The 21676-nt window shown below is 56.0% G+C and carries 18 protein-coding genes and 1 tRNA gene; 6 read left to right on the plus strand and 13 right to left on the minus strand.

What is annotated here, in order from left to right; all coding sequences use genetic code 11:
- Positions 1–21 precede the first annotated feature (21 nt).
- Together P1X16_RS03200 and P1X16_RS03205 are read right to left on the minus strand one after the other, a co-directional pair.
- A complete protein-coding gene (locus P1X16_RS03200) occupies positions 22–501 on the minus strand; it encodes a TonB family protein (RefSeq protein WP_277226295.1) in 480 nt (159 codons plus the stop codon).
- Between the two features lie 155 nt (positions 502–656).
- A complete protein-coding gene (locus P1X16_RS03205) occupies positions 657–2141 on the minus strand; it encodes a sodium:solute symporter (RefSeq protein ID WP_277226297.1) in 1485 nt (494 codons plus the stop codon).
- 539 nt (positions 2142–2680) lie between these two features.
- Here P1X16_RS03205 and P1X16_RS03210 point away from each other — a divergent pair.
- A complete protein-coding gene (locus tag P1X16_RS03210; RefSeq protein WP_277226299.1) occupies positions 2681–4444 on the plus strand; it encodes a T9SS type A sorting domain-containing protein in 1764 nt (587 codons plus the stop codon).
- 96 nt (positions 4445–4540) lie between these two features.
- Here P1X16_RS03210 and P1X16_RS03215 read toward each other — a convergent pair whose 3' ends face one another.
- The 4 genes from P1X16_RS03215 to P1X16_RS03230 form a co-directional block, all read right to left on the minus strand.
- On the minus strand, positions 4541–5557 hold the full coding sequence (locus P1X16_RS03215) for an MBL fold metallo-hydrolase (protein ID WP_277226301.1): 1017 nt from the start codon (positions 5555–5557) through the stop codon (positions 4541–4543).
- Between the two features lie 105 nt (positions 5558–5662).
- The gene (locus P1X16_RS03220; RefSeq protein ID WP_277226303.1) at positions 5663–6262 is read right to left on the minus strand and encodes a hypothetical protein; all 600 of its coding nucleotides are present in this window, start codon (positions 6260–6262) and stop codon (positions 5663–5665) included.
- 156 nt (positions 6263–6418) lie between these two features.
- Positions 6419–7120, minus strand: coding sequence for a hypothetical protein (locus P1X16_RS03225; RefSeq protein WP_277226305.1), 702 nt, complete (start codon positions 7118–7120; stop codon positions 6419–6421).
- A gap of 141 nt (positions 7121–7261) precedes the next feature.
- Entirely contained in the window at positions 7262–8518 is a 1257-nt protein-coding gene (locus tag P1X16_RS03230) for an MFS transporter (protein ID WP_277226306.1), read from the minus strand.
- A gap of 123 nt (positions 8519–8641) precedes the next feature.
- Here P1X16_RS03230 and P1X16_RS03235 point away from each other — a divergent pair, with 123 nt between their 5' ends.
- Entirely contained in the window at positions 8642–9364 is a 723-nt protein-coding gene (locus P1X16_RS03235; RefSeq protein WP_277226307.1) for a Bax inhibitor-1/YccA family protein, read from the plus strand.
- A gap of 83 nt (positions 9365–9447) precedes the next feature.
- Here P1X16_RS03235 and P1X16_RS03240 read toward each other — a convergent pair whose 3' ends face one another.
- Both P1X16_RS03240 and P1X16_RS03245 read right to left on the minus strand, forming a co-directional pair.
- The gene (locus P1X16_RS03240; RefSeq protein WP_277226309.1) at positions 9448–11286 is read right to left on the minus strand and encodes a PDZ domain-containing protein; all 1839 of its coding nucleotides are present in this window, start codon (positions 11284–11286) and stop codon (positions 9448–9450) included.
- Positions 11287–11385: 99 nt separating this feature from the next.
- Positions 11386–12036, minus strand: a complete 651-nt coding sequence (locus P1X16_RS03245) for a class I SAM-dependent methyltransferase (protein WP_277226311.1) — start codon at positions 12034–12036, stop codon at positions 11386–11388.
- Between the two features lie 122 nt (positions 12037–12158).
- Between P1X16_RS03245 and P1X16_RS03250 the strand changes: the two genes are divergently transcribed.
- The 3 genes from P1X16_RS03250 (at position 12159) to P1X16_RS03260 (ending at position 13921) form a co-directional block, all read left to right on the plus strand.
- On the plus strand, positions 12159–12872 hold the full coding sequence (locus tag P1X16_RS03250; RefSeq protein WP_277226312.1) for a phosphatase PAP2 family protein: 714 nt from the start codon (positions 12159–12161) through the stop codon (positions 12870–12872).
- A gap of 135 nt (positions 12873–13007) precedes the next feature.
- A tRNA-Leu gene (locus P1X16_RS03255) sits at positions 13008–13089 on the plus strand.
- 133 nt (positions 13090–13222) lie between these two features.
- Positions 13223–13921 (plus strand): phosphatase PAP2 family protein, encoded by a 699-nt coding sequence (locus tag P1X16_RS03260; protein WP_277226314.1) that lies wholly within the window; start codon positions 13223–13225, stop codon positions 13919–13921.
- 47 nt (positions 13922–13968) lie between these two features.
- Here the strand turns inward: P1X16_RS03260 and P1X16_RS03265 are convergent, their stop codons facing one another.
- From P1X16_RS03265 to P1X16_RS03275, 3 genes are all read right to left on the minus strand, one after another.
- Positions 13969–16302 (minus strand): GAF domain-containing protein, encoded by a 2334-nt coding sequence (locus P1X16_RS03265; protein WP_277226315.1) that lies wholly within the window; start codon positions 16300–16302, stop codon positions 13969–13971.
- A gap of 100 nt (positions 16303–16402) precedes the next feature.
- A complete protein-coding gene (locus P1X16_RS03270) occupies positions 16403–16933 on the minus strand; it encodes a hypothetical protein (RefSeq protein ID WP_277226317.1) in 531 nt (176 codons plus the stop codon).
- A gap of 202 nt (positions 16934–17135) precedes the next feature.
- The gene (locus tag P1X16_RS03275) at positions 17136–18047 is read right to left on the minus strand and encodes a T9SS type A sorting domain-containing protein (protein WP_277226319.1); all 912 of its coding nucleotides are present in this window, start codon (positions 18045–18047) and stop codon (positions 17136–17138) included.
- 224 nt (positions 18048–18271) lie between these two features.
- Here P1X16_RS03275 and P1X16_RS03280 point away from each other — a divergent pair, with 224 nt between their 5' ends.
- Positions 18272–18916: a sce7726 family protein gene (locus P1X16_RS03280; RefSeq protein WP_277226320.1), complete on the plus strand. Its 645-nt coding sequence runs from the start codon at positions 18272–18274 to the stop codon at positions 18914–18916.
- A 31-nt stretch (positions 18917–18947) separates the two neighbouring features.
- Here the strand turns inward: P1X16_RS03280 and dinB are convergent, their stop codons facing one another.
- Both dinB and P1X16_RS03290 read right to left on the minus strand, forming a co-directional pair.
- Positions 18948–20027, minus strand: a complete 1080-nt coding sequence (dinB, locus tag P1X16_RS03285) for a DNA polymerase IV (protein ID WP_277226323.1) — start codon at positions 20025–20027, stop codon at positions 18948–18950.
- A 192-nt stretch (positions 20028–20219) separates the two neighbouring features.
- Entirely contained in the window at positions 20220–21641 is a 1422-nt protein-coding gene (locus P1X16_RS03290; protein ID WP_277226324.1) for a cation:dicarboxylase symporter family transporter, read from the minus strand.
- Positions 21642–21676 lie beyond the last annotated feature (35 nt).

The raw sequence follows: 21676 nt of genomic DNA on the forward strand, positions 1-21676 counted from the left end.
TTCGATTCTTCGCTTCTGCATTTATTCGTCTTTGTTGTTCGCCTGCTCTACCTTCAGAATCTGCCCGTTGCCAAACGGCACGGGGAGACTAATTTGCACTGGCACGGGCACGCCCTTGCGGGTAGCGGGTTTGAAAGCCGGCAAGAGCGCCACTACTCGCAACGCCTCCGCATCCTGGGCCGGCGACAACGACTGCGCCACTACCGGATTGGATAGGCGGCCGTTGGCTTCGACCGTTGCCGTTACTAATACGTTGCCGGTAGGATTGTTGACGCCGGAAGTCTCCGGATACTTGATGTTCAACTGAAAAAAGGCGCCTAACGCGTCGGCGCCCCCCGGAAACGACGGCGCTACATCGGGCCGGTTGGAAGCCGGCCGAGCCTGCGCCTGCATCCGACCCGCCTTCAATTCAATGGGTTTCGAGGAAGGGGGAGCGGACTGCTGCGCGCTGACCGTATAGGCAGAACCAAAGAGCAGAACCAGAAGAAGCAGATGTTTCATAAAAGATAAAGTAGCGCACATAGCCGTGAGCCGCAGGAAACAAGTACACCGTAAGCACAATTATTCCAGCGCTATAGCAGCCGTTGCAAAACAGACCAATTGGCTTTTCTGCGCTACAAACAGCAAAGGTACGTACGCTTCTTCCTAAACAACCCTTACCCAACAGGGTTCAATTCTGTGACAAGTCGAGGACGTGAAATTGCGAGCAACCCAGCAAAGGTGAGTAAGCCGTTGAGAATCAGAATTTCAAAGCCAAACTCGTAGCCCCACCAAGCCTTGGAATTGGCATTGATGAAGTAGGTAAGCAAGGGCGCAATTACACAGACCACCGGCACCAGCCGGTCGTGGAGGCCACGGCCCATAAACAGCCCGAAGGCGTAGAGCCCAAGTAGAGGCCCGTAGGTGTAGCCAGCCGCCTTGAACACGGCCGTAATGACGCTCTGGTCGTTGATGGCTCGGAAAATCAGGATAATCACAATCAGCACTAGCGAGAAGCCGAAGTGCGTGAATTGCCGCACTTGCCGCTGCTTATTCTCCCCGTACTGCTTGATGTCGAGCATGTCCACGCAAAACGAGGTGGTAAGCGCCGTCAGGGCCGAATCGGCGGAGGCATACGTCACGGCAATGATGCCCAAGATGAACACGACCCCCGCGAAAAGCGTGAAGTGGTTGGTGGCCAGCAGCGGAAACACGTTGTCGCCGATAATTTTGCCAGTGGCAGCGTTGGTAGGCAGCGCAATGCCTTTGGCGGCAGCAAATTGGTAGAGCAGCACCCCAAGTGAGAGGAAAAACACGTTCACCACCACAATGGCAATAGTGAACCAGAACATGTTTTTCTGCGCGTCGCCGAGGTTGCGGCAGCTCAGATTCTTCTGCATCAAATCTTGGTCGAGGCCAGTCATCACAATGGTGATGAAAGCGCCGGAGGCAAACTGCTTCCAGAAATACTTATCGTCTTTGACATCGGAGAAGTAAATCTGCGACATGGCGCTTTCGCGCACAGTTTTCACAAGGCCCGCGAAGCCGAGGTTCAGTTCATCGGCCATCAGGTAGATGCTCACGGCCACGCACACCAGCATGGCCATGGTCTGGAAAGTATCGGTCCAGAGGATGGTTTTGAGGCCGCCCCGGAAGGTGTAGAGGTAAATCAGGAAGATGCTAACCGACACCGTGACGGCAAACGGCACGCCCAACGAATCGAAAACGGCAAATTGCAGCACGCCCGCTACCAAGAACAAGCGGAACGCGGCGCCCACAGCTCTGGAAATCAAGAAGAAAAACGCGCCCGTCTTGTAGCTCCAAAACCCAAACCGCTGCTCCAGATACGTATAGATACTCACCAGCCGCAGCCGGTAGTACATGGGCATCAGCACCGTTCCTATCACCAAATAGCCTACCGTGTAGCCCAGCACCACCGCCATATAGCTCCACGACTGCGTTGCCACCATGCCCGGAATGGAAATAAACGTGACCCCGGAAAGCGAAGTCCCAATCATGGCGAAGGCCACCATGTACCAGGGGGCATTGCGGTTGGCAATGAAGAACGATTCGCTCGTGGCTTTGCGCGAAGTCAGAATCGAAATGATGATGAGAACAACGAAGTAGCCTGCAATCAGGCTCAGAATAAGGGTAGGAGACATAGCAGGCCGAGAAACAGGGAGGTAAAGATACAGTTGCTGCTGCAACTACACAGTTATGCCCAATGCAGCCCTGAAGTAGCTACTATACCCCAGTAACAAAGCTATTTTTTGAACTATACTCATTGGCCGAGGCAACCCCGAAGGCAAAGGCAAGTGCCGGTAACGCGGCAATAACAGTTTTAAAGCCGCAGATAATCAGACAGTAAAATTTTGTCCGGTATCGTTTTCGAAAACGATACCGATATTTTGATTTTGCCGATATGAGGGGGGGAGAGCATGACCCTAGCACATAAAGACTAGCTCAGAGAGTATATTCCAGAAGAGCTGCCTTGCTGACGTACCTAGGCCCTTGACAGTAGAGGCGGCAACGCGTAGAAACCAACCTATTTCTTATGAAAACACTCCGTGACCGACTATCAGTGGCTGGTAGTTTCTGCTTTTCAGGCATATCGATTTTGCTGTACCTGTTCGGCCGCCCTATGCTGACACTCCACTAACTGTTTCGCTGAACTCGCTCCCCCAAAACTCCTACCATGTCTATGAAAACACTTCTTCCAAACACGAAAGCCTTCTTACTCTGTTTGTTGCTGGCGCTGCATTTTGCAGCACAGGCCCAAGCGCCTTTTCCTGCCTTCCCGCCGGCCAACGTAACCAACAATCAGGACCGCAACCAAATGGTGTGGCAGCTCGGCATCACGTTCCCGACATTGCCGCCCAAGCTGCAAGACCCCAACCGGCCACCGGGAGCCTACCCATCCGATTCAACCAATCCACAAGGCAACTGGCAAACCTCGCAAGGCTATTTCGTGTCGCGGTCTGACTTTGGGCTCTGGACCAACTACGATGATAAGCCGAATGGCTTTTGGCCGGGCCCCGAGGCGTGGCGGGTGTGGGACTATCCGGCCATTGACTTGCTGCGCACGAAAAGCGGCCGGGCCATTACTACCCCCGACCAGTGGTGGACGCTGCGCCGACCCGAGATTATGAAGGACTTGAAAGAGCAGCTTTACGGCGTTATGCCTGCCGACAGCATATTGCCTGGTGTCACGTTCTCGACCGTAACCACCACGGGTGGCGTAGGTGCTGGCGCCTACACGCAGAAAGCCATAACCGGCACCATCGACATTTCCCGCTACCCACAGGTGCGCAACCGGCCGCAGATTACGGCCACCCTTCGTGTGCCTACCAATGCAGTTGGCAAAGTGCCCGTTATTATCGTGTTCAACCCCGGCTTCGGTGGCCTTCCTGCTCTTTTGGACACTTACTGGAACTACGTACGGCCCGTGGGCTGGGGCATCTGCATCTATAGCAACGCCACTTTGCAACCCGATTTCAATGGCGGAGCCGGCCTTACCAGCTACCTGATTGGGCTAGTCAACAAAGGCAACTGGCGCAAACCCACCGACTGGGGCAGCTTGGTAGCCTGGAGCTGGGGGGTAAGCCGCCTCATCGATTACTTCGAAACCGACCCTAGCGTCGATGCCACCAAAATCGGGCTGACGGGACACTCTCGCTACGGCAAAGCCACGCTGGTAGCTATGGCGTTTGAGCCGCGGTTGGCTATCGGCTATCCGAGCTGCGCGGGTAGCTTGGGCACTAAGATGAACCGCCGCCACTGGGGGCAGGACATTGAAAATTCGGGTTGGGACCAGGAGTACCACTGGATGGCCGGTGCCTTCTTCCGCTGGATGGGCCCCAAAACGCCCGGTACGTATTTGCCTCGCAAAATCGAGGACCTAACAGTCGATGCGCACTCGTTGCTCGCCGTTTGCGCGCCGCGGCCCATGTTTATGAACGCTGGCACGCAGGACACTTGGCCTGATCCGTACGGCATCTACCTAACGGGCGTCGGGGCTTCGCCAGTCTACCAATTGCTTGGCCGTCAGGGCTTGATCATGAACGACCCGAAGCCGGTGATAGACCAAGCCTACATCATTGGCGATATTGGGTACCGCTTTCACAACGGCGGCCACACCGACGCCCCCGACTGGCCAGCCTTCCTGACGTTTGCTACGCGGTATTTGGGTACCGTAACCGTTTTAGGCACCAAGTCAAAAAGCGCTGCGCAGTATGTGAAGGTGTATCCCAACCCCACGCAAGACAACTTGACAGTGGACTTGGGTGCCAATGCCCTGCACATCAAAACTATCGAGGTGCTAGATGTAACTGGCCGGCGGACTATGCAAATCCCCGTCACCAAAGCCGCTTCCACCGTCACGCTCCGCAACAAGTTAAAGCCGGGCGTGTACGTGCTCAAGTTTCAGGGCGATGAAGTGCTGACTCAGCGCGTGGTAGTCGAATAATTGTTTGACAGCCCTAAACAGGGCCTGCTGGTGCTTGTCATGGCTGTATCAACTGCCTAAACAAGCACCAGCAGGTCCTGACTTTGTATAGGCGCTTTATTCCCAGTCCTGCCAGCGCATCACTTCTCCCACAGCGGGTGTGTGCAGTTCTCCGCGCAGCATACCACCGTGGGCCACCATCTTGATTTCGTGAAGCGGCTCGGAGGCGGGCTCATCAGAGAGGTCGAAAGTGCCGTAGTGCATCGGTACTACATGGCCGGCTCGCAGTTGGTTGGCTGCTTTGGCCGCTTCGTGCGGGTTCACGTGGCTGAGTTGCATCATGTAGGCGGGCTTGTAGGCGCCAATCGGTACCAGCACAGTATCAAGCGGGCCGAACTGCTTCTCGATTTCCTCGAAATGGTCGGCCATAGAGGTATCGGCCGCGAAGTAGATGGTCCGGAAGTCGGGCGTGCGGAGCAGGAAGCTGCCCCACAGCACCCGGTTCAGGTCGTTGAGGCCACGGCGGTGCCAGTGGGAGGCAGGTAGGTAGAACAACTCGAAAGGTGCGCTGTCGCCTAAATCGTATTGCTGCCACCAGCCCGCTTCCTGCACCTGCAGCCCCGAGGCCATACCCCGCACCAGCGGCGCCATGCGCAACGAGGTCAGCACTTGCATGGCCGGATTCTGCCGGGCCAACTGCTTGATGGACGCTTCGTCGAGATGGTCGCGGTGGCCATGGCTGAGCAAGAGGTAGTTGATGCCCGTCAGGTCCTCTACGCGGCAGGGGAGTTCGTGGCGGCGGCGTAAACCGAACGACGAAAACAGCACCGGGTCGGTGAGCAGCGTGACGCCACCTACGCGCAGCAGAAAGCAGGCATGACCAAGCCAGACCAGGCCATCTTCCTGGCTTTTCAGAAACGCGGTGCAGTCCACTACTTCCGGCACCCAAGTATCGGCCTTCTTTTCTTCTTTCTGTGGGTTTTTAGAGGTTTGCCAGCGCAACACGGTGCTGAAGCTAGGCTCGTAAAGTTCCTCCCCATTGCAGAATTGCGCCCCTATCATCTTGTTGCCCGGGTAGTTGGGGCGTATCGTTTTCAGAGCTTCGTTGCGAAGGTACGTGGGGCGAAGGGCCATGCGGTGGTGGTTGTGGAAGTGGTAAGTGAAAGAAACAACAAAGCCCCGGAAGGTTTCCGAGGCTTGCCGCTAATTCTGTATGGTAAGGAATCCGGGCGAGTCCTGCTACCAGATACCGCCACCGGTTAGCCCAGGCGAATAGCCCGGATACATGCTCGACTGTCCGTTGCTGGTCCGGATGCCGCCCGATATGGTGATGTTCTCGTTTATCATGTAGTCGGCACGTAAGCTCATGCCCGAACTCATGTTGCCGCCGAAACCCGCGTACGGATTCACTACCATGCCCCGTGGCACCGAGCTCGACAGATCCTTCCAGGCGGTACCCGTCAGGGCTAGGCGTGGCGACACGGCGTATTGCGCACCCGCCTGAATAAGATATTGATTGGTGCCACTCCAGGCGCGCGGCGCGCCATCACCAGCAGCATAAGTGGTCAGGCCAGGGTTGAGGCGCATGTAAGTTAAGCCCGTAAATACCGTCAGTCGGTTACTGAGCTTGTAGCCCATCTCTGGACTAACATACGAGGCCGAACCATACCGGCCCGCCGTCATAAACCCAGCATTGACGCGGAAGCTTTGGCGGGGCCCCAAGATGCCAGGTAGAGTAGGTGTAGACGTAGCAACACCGGCATTAGCCATAGGAGTAGTTTGGGCCGCCGCGGAGCCGGCCAGCAGCACACTCATCAAAAAAATAGAAAGACGAAGCATAAACAGCGGAAAGGTCAGTTGAGGCTGATACCACAGGGAGTACTCCTCCAACGCAAAGGCTGCATCAGAGGTGCATTTTCCTGAAAGATAACATAAGCGCCAGGCATTTCCAGCTTTTCCCGAGCTACCTGCTGCCCGCAACGCAAGCCAGACAGTTTACCCCGCTGCGCCGGTGGTTGCCAAAAACGTTTCGGCAGCTTTGCGGTGCGTTTGTAGTTCGGCCAGGGCGCTGGCATTGGCGGCTTCGTAGCTGGCCAGCGCCGATTGGGTTTTTTGCCGTTCTTCGGTGAGCTGTTGCTGTGTTGCGGTGAGTTGCTGTTGCTTCGCTTGCAGCTGCTTGGTTAGTTCGGCAATTTCGAGGGCCAGTTGCTGCTCTTGGGTTGTTAGTTGGAGTAGCACGCTTGGGGCAGCGTTGTTGATTTTGATTTCGCCCATCTTTTCGCGGTGCCGTTCCAACACTTTGTTGCGGTCTGATTCTAGTACGGTTTCGTACTTAGCAGCCGAGGCCAGCAGCCCCGGCACGGTAGAGCCGTTAATGGCGGCAAAAGCATTGAAAGCCGTCTGGTAGAGCAGCTGGCCCGACATGCCCGCGGCGGCCATGCTTTTCACCATTTTCATATACGCTGCGAAATCCTTGCCGTCGCCGGTTAGTAGCCCTGCAATATGGTCTAGGTGCCGTTGTTCGGGCTGCCTTGGGGAAGTATTGAAGGCAGTGAGCGTACCAGGTTGCGCAGCAACAAAAGGAGCAGGAGTAGCTACCGTCTGCGCTTTGCTCGTGGTAGCAGGAGTTGCCGGGGTATCGTCGCCTTCCACAAAAAAGTCTTTGGCGGCTTTGGCTATATTATCGAAGATAGGCATGGTAGGTAATGAAGCGTGTGCGGTCTAGTTTGACGTATATATCGCCTAGCATGAACATTCATTACAGCACTGCGTCTCTATTTTCAACTGATAGTAAAAGCAAGGGAAAATAGCCTGTTTACTACTTAGAAGCGCTTAGAATCAGGCCGCACTCCGCGACTCATCAGCCGTGGCAGATGGCTCCTCCGGACTACGATTCCATGCCAGCACGGCCACTAATACCAAGCACAACGCAAACCATGCCCACGGCAGCCGAAGGTCGAGCAGTGACAACAATCCACATACCAGCGTGGAGCCGAAGCTAGCGAGTCCCTGAAAGGCCTGGTTCAGCCCGAAAATCTCGCCCCGGTCCACTTCGGTAGTGCGGCGGGCCAGTAAACCTTCCAGCAAGCCCTGAATCAAGGAAAGTGTGAGGCAGTCGAGAACAACGAGCACCACAAACGCTTCGCGGGAAGAACCTGACAGCCCATAGCCTGCCAGCACTGGCGTGCCCAACAGGGCAAGCAGCACGATGGCGCGGCGCTGGTTTATACGGTCGGCGAGGTAGGTGTAGAACCCGTAGTTCAGCACAATGCTAAGGGCGCCGAAAAACATGAAGAAGTAAGAGATAGTACGGGCATCCATGTGCAGCTCGCCCAAGCTCATGTAGGGCACAAAATACACGTAGTAGCCGGTGCTGAGCGTGAGGGCCACCTGTGTCAGCACAATACGGCGGACGCCAGGGTTGCTGGCATCTTTCGCTTGCAGCCGCGACCAGAGCGTAAGCGGGTTCACCGAACGACCTAATTCTGCCAGTAGCTCACTGCCCCGGACGCCGTTGCGCTGCTGGTGGGTTTCGCGCAACAACAAGCTCAACACGATATTAATAGCCGCCAGCACCACCGCCATTCGTACCACGTAGGCCGCCTGTTGGGCGGGCGGCACGTGAAGGGTGGTAAGTAGCACCCCGGCCACCATAGGCCCTATCACAAAGCCGAGCGAAATAATAGCACCTTCTAAGCCGAGGTTCTTGAACAGCCGCTCTGGTGGGGAAATGTCGGTAATGGCCGAGCGCACGGTGGAATACATGCCGTTGGTAGCACCATCGGAAGCGCGGTTCACGAAATAGAGCCCCGCTCGTACCGGTAGCAGCAGCACATTCGCCAGCAGCGTACCCACCGCCGACACAATGAAAATCGGACGCCGCCCGTACCCATCACTCAACCGCCCGAGCAGCGGCGCCGAAAACAACTGCACGCCCAAAAATATGCCCATGCCTACCAGCAGCCACAGTTGCGGCTCGGGTAGCCCCCGCACAAACTCCGGCATCACCGGACCAATAGCCGCCCCCGCAATAATATCAACCAAGATGATAGTATACAGCAGCCACAAACGACGGTCGAGGGGTGGGGAGGACATACAGAAAGCAGGGCGAGTAACAGCAGTATTACGTATAAATAATATCCAATACTTAACAGCGGAATATGCAGGCAACCTAGTATTTTCAACGCCGTTTATCTTACACCTTATCTAACAATAGTCATGGAAGAGTTTGAATCTGAACAACCCAAACCAGAACTCGTTTTAACACCCGAGGAGGTAGCGCAAGTAACCTCGCGTTTTATGACCCAAGTGTACGGCTGGATGGCCGGGGCTTTGGCTATGAGCGGAGCCGTAGCGCTGGCCGTTGGGTCGTCTTATACGCTACAAGAGTTGATATTTGGTAATCGGTTCGTATTCATTGGCTTGCTGCTGGCCGAACTGCTGCTGGTTGGCTTCCTGTCGCGCAAAGCGTTTGACTGGCCAGCTAGTACCACAACCGGGGCTTTCATAGTTTATTCGTTGCTCAACGGCCTTACGCTAGGAGTCGTGTTTATGGCTTACACGGCCGAGTCGATAACCTCTACGTTTTTTATTACGGCTGGCACTTTCGGTGTGATGAGCCTCTATGGCTATTTCACTGGCGCCGACCTTTCGCGTTGGGGCAACCTGCTGTTTATGGGGCTGATAGGAATTGTCATTGCGTCGGTGGTGAACATGTTCTGGGCCAATTCTCTGCTGTACTGGATTACCAGCTTTGCCGGCGTCCTACTCTTCACGGCCCTCACCGCCTACGACACGCAGAAGGTGAAAATGCTGGCATTTATTGGTTACGAAGACGAAGCCACCGACCGTAAGGCCGCTGTGCTCGGCGCTCTCACCTTGTACCTAGATTTCGTAAACCTGTTCTTGTTCTTGCTGCGCCTGTTCGGCCGTCGCCGCTAGAAAATCACTAAAAGAAAAGCCCCGCTGATTAATCAGCGGGGCTTTTCTTTTATAGGGTTAGTGTTTTGCGCACGGAAGCGGCTCTACTTCGTCTTGCCATTTAGCCACTCTTTGCGGAATGCTAGCTGTTGGCGCGTGGCAGTCGGCAGGGGCACTACTTCCAGCATCGGGTCTTCCTGGAGCGTGACCTGTACGGTGCGGACACCATCGCGGGCGCGCACTTCCAGCGGTACTACATCACCAGGCTTGTGCTTGGCCAGCAGCTGTTGCAGCACCTTGGCCCGCTTCAGCGGCTGGCCATCGAGTTTGAGAAGCACATCCTCCCGGTCGATGCCGGCCACGTAGAGCGGACTGCCCACGATGGAGGTAGCGGGCAGCACCGCGCCGCTGCTGTCGGGTAGAAACTGGAAGCGGTTGAGGCCGAGGCTGGCTTGGCCGGCTTTGGCCTTGCGGAGCTGCATACCCGCGGGAGCTAGGAGCTGTTCGAATTTAGGTAACTCATGTCCATAAATATGATCCCGGAAAAAGCGGCCGGCAAAGGCGGTATCCTTGCTGACTTCGCCTAGCACCCGCTGCAAATCGGGGACGGTGTAGGGGCGCTCCGGCGCGTAGTTACGTTGCGGTTTGCCGTGTTGCTGCCACACAGCGCGCATAAAGGCGTCGAGGGTGGTCTTGTGGTTGGCGCGCAGCTCTAGGTCCAGGGCCAGCGCGTTGGCTCCCCCGATGTAGTAGTAGCTTAAGTAAGTATTCGCGCGGTTGTTGGGGTCAATGGCGGCGGCGGCATCCACGAAGGGCGCTTGCTGGCTCATTTGCACCGGCGAATATTTGGCCGCCCCCGGCGAAAGCAAAATGGAATTGACGAGGCCGTTCAGGGCTTCCTCGCAATACTGCTGATCGGTGTAGACGCCTGCTCGGCGCAGCAGTAGCTCGCCGTAATACTGCGTGAAGCCTTCGGCAAACCACAAGTTGCTGCTCATGTTGGCCCGGTCGAAATCGAAGGGCTCTAGGTCTTTCGCGCGGATGCGCTCTACGTTCCAGCTATGGAAAAACTCGTGCGACACCGTGCCGAGGTTGTCGAGGGCGCCGGTGCCGCGTAGGGGGCGGTTGCTGGTAAGGGAGGTAGAGTTGCGGTGCTCCATGCCGTCGCCGCTGGTTTGGGGCAAATAGTTGGCAACGAAGGTGTAGCGCCCAAAGTCGTACTCCGGCAGCTCCCCGAACACGGCGGCAGCTTCCTTCACTACCTTCTTGGCTTGCGCCACATAGCTATCTAGCTCAGCATCGGTGCCCTCGTGCAGTACTTGCATTTCAATGGTGCGACCTTGTTCCTGCCAGGTGCGCGTTTTCTGCGGCCCCAGCGAGGTGGGCGAGTCCATGAGGTACTGTAGGTGCGGCGCGTACCAAGTGCCTTTGGTTGCATCGGGCCGTAGCTGCGACGCCACTTGCCAGCCCGTGGGCAGATCGAACTTCACTTCGGCGGGGCGCTGCTCCAAGCCGCGGGCATACGCCAGAGTGGCCGGAATATTGAGGTGGGCATGCCGAGCATCAATGCCCGCGTAGGTACCGTCGGTCCGGTCGCCGAACAGCGTGTAGCTGAACACGACGGTGCCATCGTGGCCCGCTACATCCCAGCCGTATGGGTCAGGGCGGCTGATGCCCAGTGCTTTGCCTTTCGAGTCGGTGGCCTTTACCTCGTACACGTTCTTTGCAAATTCGTGTAGCGCATAACGCCCCGGCGACGAGCGGGCCATACGCACCTGCAGGGGCCCGGCGGGCAGCTGCGCAAACGTGATGCTGACGCGCGCCTCGTGGTGCACCGCATTAGGAAAAGCAACAGTGTAGGTGACGGGCGCCTGCGCGGCCACAGGTTCACAGAAAGCCAGCGGCAGCGCTAGCAGAAAAGCAGTAGCAGTTTTCCGAATCATCAAGAGAAGAGCGAAGAGAAATCCAAGGACGCGCTAAAGGTAGCCGACGTTGCCGATACCAAGTAGGGGAGGTCTAGGAATAGCTTTACTCATCACTCCTTATGATACCCAAACGGCCGCAGCTACCATGCCCTGAAAGAATTGCTTTTGCTTGTCTGCCCGCAGCCCCAGCCGCGCCAACTCCGCCTGAATAGGCGGCATGTCGCGGCCGCTAATGCCTGTTGTGAGGCGAAAGAACCGGTACATAACTGACAAGAGTCCACGCTGCCACCACGTCTGAGGCGGCGCAAAATCAGCAAACAGCCAAGGGGCCATAGGTCGGCGGACCGCGTTGAGTTGCGTTACCACCTGCCGCAGCCGTTGCGGCTCGAACAAGTCGAGAAAGAAGAAAGTAATGATACCGTCAAAAACCGCTTGTCCGGTGAGGTCGTTCTCAGTACCGAGTTGAAATTCCACTTGCGGCGCAGCCGTTGGGTGTTGGCTGTGCAACAGTGCCTGAGCTTTGGTAAGCATTTGCGAAGAGGCTTCCAGGAACACAACGGTAGCCTGAGGCCGCAGGCGCAGTATTTCCAGCAGCACCGCCCCCGTGCCGCCCCCAATGACGAGCAAGTGGGGTGCGCCCGGGGGTAGCCCCACTACCAACGCGTGCTGCTGCGCGTGCAAGAGCGTGCGGCCGTACACGAGCCGGCTCAACGGGTCATAGAACGCCGCAACCCGGTCGAAGCCGGCATCGGGAAGAGAAGCAAACATGCCTTTGCACTTGAAAAGTAAATTCAGCTAGACAACGGCCACCCAGGCGAAACCGTTATTTAGTTACCGGGCGTCCGCAGTTCCGGATTTTAAGCATCACTGCTTACGCTATCCTGCCACTTATGACCAGGCATTTGCGCCGTTTACGAGCCATTATTATCCTTTTTCTTACCGAGTTTGCGGTGACGCTTGTGCTTGGCATTGCGGGGGTAGTGGGGTTTTTGGCGCTGGGCCGGGAGGTATTCGACCGAGATGCGGCCACCTTCGATGCCGCTGCTTTCCAATGGACGCGGCAGTTGCTTGGGCCGCGGCAGCAATGGGTGGAGGCCGTTACGTTTTTTGCCTCGCGCTACTTTATCATGGCGGCCGCCTTCCTGCTCATCAATTGGTTTCTGCTGGTGCGCAAGCACCGTTGGAATTCACTGTTAGTGCCTGTGGTGGCACTAGGTAGCATTACGCTCAATCTTGCGCTAAAGCAATTTTACCAGCGGCCCCGCCCGTTGCTGCCCCTGGTATCGGCGTCGGGGCTTAGTTTCCCTAGCGGGCACGCCATGATTTCCGCCTCCTTCTATGGGTTGCTGATTTATCTTGCCTACACCTACATCCGCAGGGCAGGGTGGCGCTGGTTGCTGATCGGCGGATTGGTGCTACTAATAGCCCTTATCGGCCTGACCCGGATTTACCTGCGCGTGCACTACGCCACCGACGTGTTGGCTGGCTTTACGGCCGGGCTGGTGTGGCTGATTGTGGCAATTCCGCTGTTAAAACAGTTGGAAATTCGAGCAAGAAGGCCACTTAAAATTCAAGCGCAAGCAGTTGAAAAACAGCCTGAATGAGGTCAGGATGCGGGTTTTAGTAGGAAAAATTGTTTGGTTTTTTAGGTAAGAACTTGCCTTCACTCAGAAAATGCCCTTATCTTTGCAAAACCAAATAGCTCTCCGAACGGGAATTTGCGGTTTGGTAACTATTCTGCGCTTGTGGCGAAATTGGTAGACGCGCTGTCTTCAGGCGGCAGTTCCGCAAGGTGTGAGAGTTCGAGTCTCTCCGAGCGCACCCCGAAAGCCGGTCCAGCAATGGACCGGCTTTTTGCGTTTAGATGCTTCTCGCTGAAGTAGGCTCTGCGTGGCGATGATCAACCAAAAGGCGCCGTCTCTGCGTAATCACCGATAAACCTGCGCTATCCGTGATGAGAAAATCTGTCACTGCCCGTCTGTTCGCTCTTTTTAGTTTTCTGACGTTGGAGCTGCTGTTAATAGGGGGCGTGTTTGTAGTGTCACTGCTGCTGTTCTTCTACCTGACGCGGGAGGTGTTTGTAGCGCGCTCTGTACAGTTCGATAATTGGGGTTTCCAACATATGGACCAGTTGCGCGCTGCTCAGCCCTGGCTGACGTCCGTGGCCAAGTTCATTACTTTTTTTGCCTCGTTCCCGTTCTTGGTGGCAGCAGGTATTCTTGCACCCATCTTGCTGCGGTGGTGGGGGCGCAAGCGCGAAGCGCTGGAACTGTTTCTGGCAGTGGCCGGCGCGTCGCTGTTCAATCAGCTGCTCAAGACGCACTATCACCGCACGCGGCCTTCATCGGCGCTATTCTTTCAGCAGGGTCTGAGCTTTCCAAGTGGCCACGCCATGATTGGCATGGCCTTGTACGGCTGCTTGGCGTGGCTGCTGTGGCGACACCGCCACCATCCGGCCTGGGCCGTTCTACTGGTGCTGTGGGCCGTAGTTATTGGTCTTACCCGCGTCTACCTGCACGTGCATTACCCCACTGATGTGCTGGCGGGCTTTGCGGCTGGCGTCCTCTGGCTGATACTGCTGCGTACCGCCCTGCGGCTGTGGTGGCGGGAAGAAGTGAAAATAGTAGAAGCGGAAAAAGGAGTTCGAGGCTAAGCTTGCTCAAACGACACAGCTATTTGCCCGAACTCCTTTTTCTCTCTTTACATCTTCACTTTCACTCGCAGAGCCAGCAAACCCTTCACGCCTTGTAGTTCTTCTAGCTCCAGCTCTTCTACTTCAGGTTCGAGTAAGCCACGGTCCTGGAGGTAATCGAGGTACTCGCAGTATTCTTCGCTTTCGCGCTGCTGGGTGTAAACGATGGCAATATGACCGGGCTGGGTGAGCCGCTCACCGCTACCTTGCACAGTGGCCTTATCGATGCGCTTCTTGATAATTTCGTAGCGGATGTTGTAGGCACCATCAACGTCGAACTGGCGCTCATCCTGCCGGAAACGAATGCTCAAGGACTGGCCATGAACGAGGATAAGTTGTGTGGTGTCGAGTGGAACCGGCAGCTTGGGTTTGAGCGCCGCAGTACGCCGCGTGATTTCAATCATCACCAAGAGCTGCCACAGCCGAAGGTTTTTCAGGAAAACCATGTCAAACGGCTTGTTTTCCACCAGCGACGCGCCCACGTAGATGTTGTACTCCACGCCGTCGGTTTTGAAGCGCTGGAAGTAGTGTGGGAACATCAGCTGAGCCTTTTCCTCTTCCTCGTCGAGGTAGTCGCTTACGGCGTCGTTGAGCATGGTAGTGCTTTGCTCGAAAGCCTTTCGGCGCTTGTACACAATACCAAGCTCCGGGTCGATGTTCGACCAGTACTGACCAATAATCGGCTGCAAAGCAGGCGTATTGTGGCCTAAATACTCAAATAGCGGCTCTACCTCTGTTTTCAGCGACTCGAAAATGCTCACTTCATCGCCCGAGACGATGCCTTGGCGCAAGCGACGCAGGTTTTTGTTGACGTAGAACTTTAACTCGTCGAGAATAGGCAGCGCCTGAAACTCAGCGGCTTTTTTCAACACCTTGTTGGCCAGCGTGAGGTGCTCGATCAGGTCACCCTGCACGGCTTCGTTGCGAGCGGTGCTGCTGCCGCGAATATCGGAGGAACCGTGAAGCGGAAAGACATCGTGGAAGACAATGTCTTCCATTTCGGCACCGCGGTTGCCGTCTTCCACTTTCTGCAACAGGTTCTGGGCTGCATTGGTGAAACGCCATTCCATAGTGGGATGGATGGCCGTAAATTTCTCCTTGATGATGGCCTGCACGCGCGTATGAATTTCCTCGGCGTTGCGCTTTACGGCCACCGCAAACAGCGGCACAAACTGCGCCACCGTTTCCACGTCGAATTCGTCGAGGTCCCCGATATTTGGTGAACCTAGCTCCAGCAAGCCCACGGTATCATCGCCATAGGGCAACAATGCCAGGATGGCCGAGCGAATACCAAGGCTGAGAATCTGCTGCCGCAAATCTTCGGGAATGTCGGCTGTTTCCACGTTTTCGAGCACCAGCGGCTGACGGTTCTGCCACAACTCGCGGTAAATCTGCCGGAAACCCGAGCCAGCGTCTTGGCTGTGCAGCTGCTTGGTCAGGAAACTATGGTTGATTTTGCGCCCGAAGTCTACAAAGGCCTGCTTCTTTTCATCGTAGGCGGCAATACCGAGCTGCAAGAATGGCCGCCCAAACAGTACCCGCAGCTTTTCCTGAATCTGCTCTAGCCGGTCGGATGCTTGCAGCACGTCGCGCTCCAGCAAGTCGTATTTCAGCTCCGACAGTATTTCCTGGTCGGTAACATCCACTAAGTGCAAGATGTGAAAACCTTCGAGCTCGAACCGATTAACGGGGAGTAGTTCCTGCCAGATGTCGATGCGGTGCGGGTTGCGGGTTAGGCGCTCTATTTGGTCGGAGGTAAGTTCGGGCCGCGGGCCGCCTACTACCTGTACCTTCAGGAAGGTAGTGTTGAATTCAACCCCATAGTGCCGATAAAGCCCAATGCTGTAGTCGGGAACGGTGAAGGTAATAGTGCCGTACTGCGGCATTTGCACCCCGTATACTTGGTCGAGTATCAACTGGTAAGCCATTCGGGTGGAATGAATTTCCAGGACTCGGTTGTCGATATTGAGCGGCTGCTTAATGGTTTTGGAACCGGTCAGCAGTACTTCAGCAAAGCGGGGGGTGTGGTAGAAACTATAGCGCTGAAACGGGGCAATAGCTCCACTGATATCGGAGCTGAAGGAAGCCGGCGGAAACATAGCCAGCATGAGCGTCTCCACTAGGTCGCAGTTGCATTCGAGCACGGTCATGTCCGTGATGGGGCCACGAACCCAAGGCTGCTCGGCTACCTTTTCGCCAATAGCACGCGCCAGCAAGGCCAAACCCGGATTGGCGTCATCCTCGTGGGCCTGCCAATACGCAATAATCGGCTCGAAGCTAAGAGTCGATTTGAAAGGAAACTCCGAAAGAGTTTTGCGGACGATTGTAGGTTCGGGTAGCATAGGTAAAGCAACAACACCTAAGGTAGCCAAATCATTGCGGCTCCCTATCGAGTCGTAGTTCTATACGCAATTCCTTCCCCCCACGGACGTTTAGCTGAGCTTACCTTTTCCGGCTAAGCAGCACCGTATCGGGTAACTCCTTCGACAAATCAATTTCAGGTCCGCCGTTAACCATCAGCGTTTTTTTAAGATTGATATTGCAGGTGCAACATTTGTTGGCCTCGAAATCATCCTCCAGCCTTATGTTCGAAACAATGAAGCTTTCAGTAGGAGCTTTACGAGCGCCTAGATAGATGGTGTACCTGTATTCGTCGAGCTTGCGCGAGCCACTTTGAACGAAGGGTTGAGAATTGTTAATAGTTACTGTTTGCACGGTCGGACGCCTGCCGCCGGTTATTGCAATAGTGTCACTTTTGGGTCTTTGTGCTGTATCGAGCGGCACCCGCAGGATATATACTGTACTGAGCTCTTCGGGTCGGAAACCTTGAATTGTAGAAACGTCGGTATTAAAACGGAAAATTATGGCGTCGTCTAGTTCGTCCCGGCAGTCGCAGGGCACGGAACCGCAGCAAGCAGCGAGGGCAGTGGAGGCAATCAGTAGCAGAAGCCAGGTAAGCGGGTTACGGAGCATAGAATGCAAAGATAGAAGGGATTCTGGCGGGCACGCATGTTTCCACAGCCGGCGCGGTTGCTTCAAACTATCGGTTTAGGTAAGGAGAGCAGCATTCGGTTTTACGGCTGGCACTTGTTTCAGCTACTGTCGACAGAGAACATTACACGAAAAAAGCCAACCTCGAAATGAGGTTGGCTTTGTAACGGCAAAAGCGGACCGCTTATTCTTTCGCAAACCGTTTAGTTTCCGAGCCGGTGCGGGTAGTGATTTTGTAGTAGTAAGTGCCCTTAGGCAGATCGGCTAGATTCACTTGCAGGGTGTGTGCGCCTTTCTCCTGCTTGGCTTCCTGCGCTACGGTGCGCACTGTATTGCCGCGGCTATCAAGCAGCTCCACCGTTACAGGACCTGCCTTCGATACCATGTATTGCAGTTGGTTGGTAGCCACTGCCGGATTCGGGAATAGGCTACTAGTGCCACTTACGTCAGATGATGCTGGCGCAGTGCTGGAAGTAGCGGGGTCTAGCAGCAGGAAAGCAGTAGGGCGTAGCAATCTGCTGGCGCCGCTCCGGTAATGCATCCGGCCTCCACGGAAGTGGCCTAGCTTTTCCTGCTGCTCGGGCGTGGTGTTTTTAGCTACAATGGCTTGCATATCGGTTGCCCATTTCGCTTTCTGCGGCTGGACTTCCTGAAGCAACTGCGTGATGTTGGCGGCGTACTTTTCAGCCATCTGATTCACTTGCTGCATGATGGTCCGGGTTTCGGTGCGTAGCTGCTGAAGTTGTTGCTGCTGCGCATCGGTAAGGGGCGCGCGTGGGCTGGCGGGCTCAGCGGTTTGGGGGGCAGCACTTGGGGCACTGCGGAAACTCTGCCGCAGCGCCTGACTGCGTTGGCGCACTTCCTTGAGCTGCGTGCGGTAAATAGCGAGCTGTGCTTTATCGGCGGTAGATAATTGGGCATCCAACTTCTGGCGCTGCTGCCGCACCACGGGCAGCACGTTCTGCTCGATATACGCCTGCATTTCCCGGCGCACCGGATGTTGGTCTTTGCGCTGCTCGGCATGCGCAGGAGCAATGATGTTCGTAGCAAGAAGCACAAGAACCAGCGTCAGCGACTTGAATAGGGTGGTTTTCATTGCAAAAGGGAGTGTGCTGTTTTCATTTTCATAGATCAGGCAATAGAGGCGGAGTTTAACGTCACGACGCAAAATTTATTCCTGCAACTACAAGATGGATTGACACCAGAAGGTAGACCCCACCCCAGCCCACTCTGCTTAATGTGCAGAATTAGCTAGGAGAGGGGTGTAGCCCAAACCAATTACTTTTCTGATGCTGCGTGTGCCGTATCTTGTGCCTTGCAATGAACGATCCGGAAATTCGCGCCCTGCTTTATCCGCTGCTCACGGGCGGCGTGTACGTTGATGAGCTGCCCACCGGTAGCACCCGCGTTGATGTAGTGCACATCACCGAGCAGTTTATGCATGGGTATGAAGTGAAAGGCGACGGGGATACCCTTCAGCGGGTGAGCAGGCAACTGGGTTGCTATGCCGGCGCCTATGATTTCGTATCCTTTATCGTTACTGAGAAGCACTTGCCCAAGCTGCTACCCTTACTGCCCGAATGGGTGGGGGTGCTGGTGGCTTCACCTGGCAAGTTGTGCGTGCACCGGCCGGCTCTCTACAACGCCACCGTCGAGCGGGCTGCCGTGGCCGATTTGCTGTTGCTGGAAGAAGTGCGCCAGTTTCTGATGGCCCGCGGCCTGACTGGCGTGAGCTGGTTGCGCCGGCGGGAAGTGTTGAATGTGGTACGCAACGCGCATTCTATTCCGCTTTCGGCGTTGGCGCAGTACGTGCGGGAGCAGCTAACGGCTAGGCTGCCTCAGCGCTTAGAAGCCCGTGCGGAGCGCAAAGCCGAGCGGCAACGGCTAGGAGCGCGCCGTCGCAAACCAAAGCGCAAACCTAAAAAGCGTCGGCAGCCGGCAAAGTCAACGCCACGCTCTGTTTAAAACGCCTGCTCTCTAGGCGGGCTGCTGTTAGCTAGAACCGAAGCACCAGTTGCTGCCCGGGCGTTTCTATTTCGGTTTCTAGCGTGGAAAGCGCCACGCCGAGTAGGCGCACGCCGAGTGGCAGCGGCAGCAAAGCGGCCAGCAACTCATGGCTGACTTGCGCCAGTAGCTCTGGCGTGCGAATAGAAGCCAGGAAGGTGCGGCTACGGGTTATTTGCCGGAAGTCGGCGTACTTCACCTTGAGGGTCACGGTGCGGCCCGAAGCGCCGACGCGCTGGCTGGTAGCCCACACCGAATCCAGTATCGGTTGCAGCCCATTTAGCAATTCTTCGTGTGTGAGTAAGTCGTGCTCGAAGGTGTTTTCCGAACCGATGGATTTGCGCACCCGGTCGGCCACCACCGGTCGGTAGTCCTCGGCGCGGGCTATGTGGTAGTAGTGCGTGCCGGCCTTGCCGAAGTGCTGTCGCAAAAAAACCTCTGTTTGCTGGCGTAAGTCCAGGCCCGTAAAAATGCCTAGCTGGTTCAGGCGGGCCACCGTGGCCGGCCCAATGCCATGAAATTGCCCAACCGTTAACGTTTCCACAAACGCCAATCCTTCGTGGGGCTTGATTACGAATTGACCGTTGGGCTTACGGTAGTCGGACGCTAGCTTGGCCAGAAATTTATTGTAGGAGATGCCAGCCGAAGCCGTTAGCTGCGTTTCGGCCAGAATTCGGGCTCTGATTTCCTGAGCCAGCTGCGTCGCCGACTTGATTTGCTTCAGGTTGTGCGTTACGTCAAGATAGGCTTCATCCAGCGACAGGGGCTCGATAAGCGGCGTGTATTCGGCGAAAATTGCCCGGATCTGCCGCGACACTTCCTTGTACACTTCAAAGCGCGGCTTTACGAACACCAATTCTGGACACTTGCGCAACGCCACCGACGAAGCCATAGCCGAGCGCACGCCAAACTGCCGCGCCTCGTAGCTGGCCGCCGCCACCACGCCCCGCTGGCGCGAGCCGCCTACGGCCACCGGTCGGCCGCGCAGGGCCGGCTGGTCGCGCTGCTCCACCGAGGCATAGAAGGCATCCATGTCCAGATGAATAATCTTGCGCTGTAGTTCCTGCTCCACTTTTGTTGTTCCCTAAACCACGAAGATAAAACGCGAAGCCGGGACCTTCGCCTTCTGTTTTTGCCCCCGGCGGCAGGTTTCTAACAACCGATACTCTAGACTAATTCAGCCTGAGCTAGCAGCGTGTTGCGCACAAAAAAGCCCCCACCCACGGAAGGGTAGGGGCCAAAGCGCAACACGATAGAGCCAGCGCTAGTGCGACTGCTGCACCAAGCTGCTGTCCACTTCCGCCAAGCCTTCGATTGGCTCGGGAGCCACGTAGTTGTCGACGAACTCGCCTTCCCAGCGGGCTACTACAGCCGTGGCCAAGCAGTTGCCAATTACGTTTACGGCCGTCCGGGCCATATCCATCAAGGCATCGATACCCAGGATGATGAACACGGGCCAGGAGGGCAGGTTGAACGAGGCCACGGTGGCCAGCAGAATCACGAGCGAGGCCCGCGGCACGCCTGCTACGCCCTTCGAGGTAAGCATCAGGGTGAACACCATCACGAGCTGCTGCCCAAACGACAGCTCAACGCCGGCGGCTTGCGCCACAAACACCGCCGCCAACGACAAGTAAAGCGTCGTGCCATCGAGGTTGAAGGAATAGCCCGTGGGCATCACAAAGGCCACAATGCGCCGCGGAACGCCGATGCCTTCCATGGCTTCCATAGCCCGCGGCAGTGCGGCTTCCGACGACGTAGTAGCAAACGCAATACTCACGGGTTCGGCAATGGCTTGCACAAAACGCTTAACCGGAATGCGCATCAGCAGCGCCACCGGCAGCAGAATCAGTAGCAAGAACGCCAGCAGCGCCACGTAAAGCGTGAGCAACAGATAAAAGGCGTTTTTAAGCGGCTCGAAACCCATCTTGCCCACCGTATAGGCCAAAGCGCCACCCACCCCAATCGGGGCGAAAAACATGACTACGTTGGTGAATTTAAACATCACCTCCGACAAGCTGTCGATTATTTCCAGCATGGGGCGGCGCTTGTTCTGATGCACCATCGCCAAGCCAATAGCAAAGATGATGGCAAATACCACCACTTGCAGAACCTGCCCTTCGGCCACCGATTTGGCAATGTTTTCGGGGAAAATGTGCAGGATGATATCGGAAGTCGTTTGTTTGACGGGCGCCAGCTTCTCGGCTTCCGCAGCTACTCCCGCTTGGCTGATGCCCACGCCGGCCTTGGTGAGGTTGATGGCCGCCAAGCCAATGAAAAGGGCAAACGTGGTAATAACCTCGAAATACACCAGCGCCTTGAGGCCCATTTTACCAACCTGTTTCAAGTCGGCGTGGCCGGCAATACCAACCACCAGCGTGGCAAATACCAGCGGCGCAATAATGGTTTTGACGAGCCGCAGAAACACGTCACTAAGCACTTTTAGATTCACGGCAAATTCTGGAAAGTCGTTGCCGATTTCGGCCCCAACAAACATGCTGACTACAATCCAGAACGTAAGGGAGCGGCGCTGTACGCCATAGGCCACAAAGGAGGCCAAGAACAACCAGCGCGCTGCCCGAGCCACTGCAGGGTCGAGGGCAATTAGCTGATAGTTGGTGAGAACGGTAAGCAAGACGGCCACCAGGGCCAGGATCAGAACGACGGGGACAAGTCGCGAAAACTTCATACGCGGCAGCAAAGGGAAGGAGGGTGAAGGTAGCA

Source organism: Hymenobacter sp. YC55, assembly GCF_029433095.1.
In the GTDB taxonomy this organism is placed as follows: domain Bacteria; phylum Bacteroidota; class Bacteroidia; order Cytophagales; family Hymenobacteraceae; genus Hymenobacter.